This window comes from Pectobacterium brasiliense, assembly GCF_013449685.1.
Taxonomy (GTDB): domain Bacteria; phylum Pseudomonadota; class Gammaproteobacteria; order Enterobacterales; family Enterobacteriaceae; genus Pectobacterium; species Pectobacterium brasiliense_A.
Map to the genome: position 1 here is coordinate 1 of NZ_JACDSF010000046.1, position 3088 is coordinate 3088.

Consider the following 3088-nt stretch of genomic DNA (forward strand, 5'->3'; position numbering starts at 1 on the left):
GTGACGATGGTGCAGCCCAGAAAAAAGCACAAGAACAAAATGAAGACACGAAATCTGACCCCAAAAATGGCAAACAAAATGGTGACCCGGTCGACATGGCAACGGGTGCCGTGGTGGAGCAGCGCACCGACATTCAGGTAAGCAGTCCGCTGTCGCTTTCATTGCAACGTTACTATCGCTCTACGGGAAAACGTCACTCAGGTTTATTGGGCACTGTGTGGCGTAGCAACTGGGATATCAGCCTGACGCTTAACGATGGGGTCGCAACGTTAACCGATGGTGAATTTAATCAGGCATTTTTCACGCTCCCGAATGAAGGGGCGTTCAGTCGCTCACCGTCCAACCCACAATGGCGGTTAACCCGGCAGCAGGGTGAGCTGGTGCTTCACCATGTTGATGGCTTGCGCTATCGCTTTGAATATGCGCTCGGTCTCCAGCTTTGTTTGACGTCGATTGAGGATGCGGCGGGCAATCGGGTGGCTTTCGAGTGGGTATTCGGCGCGTTGTGCTGGGTGCAGTTATCCGATGGGCGTTTTATTCACGTCACGTCGGAACATCAAAGGATTACGGCACTGACGCTATGTACCCCACAGCGTCAGCGGTTAAAAACGCTGGCGAGCTATACCTATGACGACAGTGGGCATTTACTGAGTGTCCGGGCGGATGAGGGACGCAACTTTGACTATCGCTATTCGCCAGAAGGCTGGCTGCTGCGCTGGTCGGATTTAGGCTCGACCTGGGTTGAGCACGACTACGATAAAAAAGGCCGCGCTATCCGGGACAGAACCTCGGAAGGCTACTGGCCGGGTCACTTTGAATACGACGATGACACTCTGACCAGCCATTACCACAGCGGGTTTGGTGGGGTATTTAGCTACGTGCGCGACGAGCGCAACAATATTCTGCTTCAGCGTACACCCGACGACGGTGAGACCCGTTACGAGTGGGTGAATAATCAACTGGTGGCAGAGACCGACGCGCTGGGTGGTCGCACGGTGTATCAGCGCAATGACTGGGGGCAGGTCACCGAGGTGACTCTGGCTGACGGCGCGACGCATCACTATACGTATGACGATAACGGGCAGTTGCTGGCCTACACCGACCCGCTGGGCAGCGAATGGCGCTATCAGCGTAACGCAGCCGGGCAGGTTGTCGAGGTGAACGATCCGGAAGGGCGCGAGTGGCTGTACCGTTATGGTGACACGGGGCAACTGTCGACGGTGATAGGCCCGGACGGCGTGTTGCAACGCTATCACTATAACCGTCGTGGTCTGCTGAGCCGCCTTGAGCGTGATAATGCACCGCCGGTCATGTTCCGCTATGACGACCTTGACCGTTTGACAGAGCGGCATATCGGGCATGAAGCGGGCGTACAGGTTAGGCGCTGGGAGTATGACGGTGTGCGCGAGTCACCGTCGAAAGTGGTGTACGAAGACGGCAGCGAGACGCGGTTTGGTTACGATGTGGAAGGTAACCTGACGGCGGTGACGGATGCGCTGGGTCAGCGCTACCAGTTCCGCTACGGGGCGTTCGATAACCTGCTGGAAGCGACGGACCCGCTGGGGGCGACGGTGCGCTACCACTACAATGCGGAAGCGGCGTTCGCCGGGGTGACGAACAGCCAGGGACGGGACTGGACGTACAGTTTTGACCGCAGCGGCCGGCTGAGTGAGGAGCGGCATTACGACGGTCGGGTGTACCGCTATCAGTATGATGTGGCAGACCGTCTGGTGCGGCGCACCGCGCCGGATGGCAGCGCACTGCACTACGAGCATGATGCGGCAGGGCGGATAACGCGCATCACGGCACAGAAAGCGGACGGGGAAACGGACGGCATCACGGAACTGGCGTATGACGCGGCCGGCCGGCTGACCCAAGCCGCCAGTCCGGATGCGGTGGTGGAATACGCCTATAACCGTGCGGGGCAGGTGACGTCGGAAACGGTGAACGGCGAGGCGGTGCAGAGCGGGTACGACGCGGGTGGTCAGCGTGCGGTGGTGGAAGGAATTCTGGCCCCGCTGCAGCTGGCGTGGCAGTCAGGTCGGCTGTCGTCACTGGGTATCGGTTCACACCAGCCGCTGCAGTTCAGCCACACGGCGGCGGGGGAAGAGCAGCGTCGCAGTAACGGCAGCGGGTTTGCATTACGTCACGAGTGGAGCCCGACGGGGCTGCTACAGCGTCAGGCGCTGGAAGGGGCGGACGGCCGGGTGAATGACGTGCTGGAGCGTCGTTATCAGTACGATGTACTGGACCGGCTGACGGGCATCAGCGACAGCCACTGGGGCGAACAGGCGTTCCGGCTGAACGGGGTCGGTCAGGTGACGGCAGAGCGCCGTGATGAGGGGCGTCGTCGTCAGGCGCGGCTGTTTGGCTACGACAGCGAACAGAACCTGTGCGAGGTGTCGCAGATAGCGCCGGGTCTGGGTGAGACGCTGAAGGTGCAGGATGCGGTGGTGCAGGCGTCGGCGCGGTACGATGCGGCGGGCCGGATAATAGAGCGGGGCCATACGCAGTACCGGTATGATGACTGCGGGCGTCTGGCGGTGAAGCGGGAAACGCGGCCGGGGTTCAGGCCGAAGGACACGTATTTCGACTGGGACGTGCAGGACCGTCTGGTGCGTGTGAGTTTGCCGGACGGGGCACGGTGGCGCTATCGTTACGATGCGTTTGGCCGCAGAGTCAGTAAGGTACGTGAGGGACAACTCCCTTCGGCGCAGGCGGTCGCACGGGTGGCGTACCGGTGGGACGGTGACCAACTGATAGGCCAGCAGCAGTACCGGGCGGACGGGTCAGCGGCACGGGAAGTACAGTGGGTGTACGAGCCGGGAAGCTTCCGGCCGCTGGCACAGGTGGAGGCGCAGGGCGACAGTACGCAACTGCACTACATCGTCACGGACCTGACAGGAACCGCAAGAGAGCTGTGCAGTGAGGAAGGGGAAGTTCTCTGGCGCGGGGAACAGGGGCTGTGGGGCTCACACCGCGAAGAGCGACGGCCTATCCCGCTGCGGCGCTACCTGGGAGATGCGGCGAACGAGGAGGTGTACTGCGAGCTGCGCTATCAGGGTCAGTTGTTTGATGCAGAAACGGG

1 protein-coding gene is annotated in these 3088 nt (G+C 61.0%); it reads left to right on the top strand.

Annotation, left to right across the window (positions count from 1 at the left end; all coding sequences use genetic code 11):
• A partial coding sequence (locus tag H0248_RS17325; RefSeq protein ID WP_257981564.1) for a DUF6531 domain-containing protein occupies positions 1-3088 on the top strand: 3088 nt, incomplete at both ends.